The sequence below is a fragment of the Meridianimarinicoccus aquatilis genome (assembly GCF_004358675.1).
Classification (GTDB): Bacteria; Pseudomonadota; Alphaproteobacteria; order Rhodobacterales; family Rhodobacteraceae; genus Meridianimarinicoccus; species Meridianimarinicoccus aquatilis.
This window is the reverse complement of sequence record NZ_SMZO01000138.1, coordinates 1-513: the sequence shown is the minus strand read 5'-3', so window position 1 is coordinate 513 and position 513 is coordinate 1. Positions and strand designations below refer to the sequence as shown.

Below are 513 nucleotides of genomic sequence, written 5' to 3'. Positions count from 1 at the left end.
GTGAAAAGCTGATGGCGAGCTTCGAGCGGGTTCTGATGCCCGGACTCGATAAAGACCAGTACAGCGTGCTGTGGGTTGAACACCGGGACAAGGGGCGGCTGGAACTGAATTTTCTGGTACCGAACACGGAACTGCTGACCGGCAGGCGTCTCCAGCCGTACTACGACCGGGCAGACCGTCCGCGCATCGATGCGTGGCAGACCGTGGTGAACGGGCGACTGGGGCTGCACGACCCGAACGCACCGGAGAACCGGCGCGCGCTGGTGACGCCATCTTCGTTACCCAAAACGAAGCAGGAAGCCGCAGAGGCTATTACGCGGGGCTTACTGGCCCTCGCCTCGTCAGGGGAGCTTAAAACGCGTCAGGACGTCACTGAGGCGCTGGAAAGCGCAGGTTTTGAGGTCGTGCGCACCACAAAGAGCAGCATCAGCATTGCCGACCCGGACGGAGGGCGAAACATCCGACTTAAGGGAGCCATCTATGAACAGTCTTTTAACGCTGGCGAAGGACTTA

1 pseudogene is annotated in these 513 nt (G+C 60.2%); it reads left to right on the top strand.

What is annotated here, in order from left to right:
- Positions 1-513: pseudogene (locus E2L05_RS20640) on the top strand (relaxase/mobilization nuclease domain-containing protein); the annotation flags it as partial.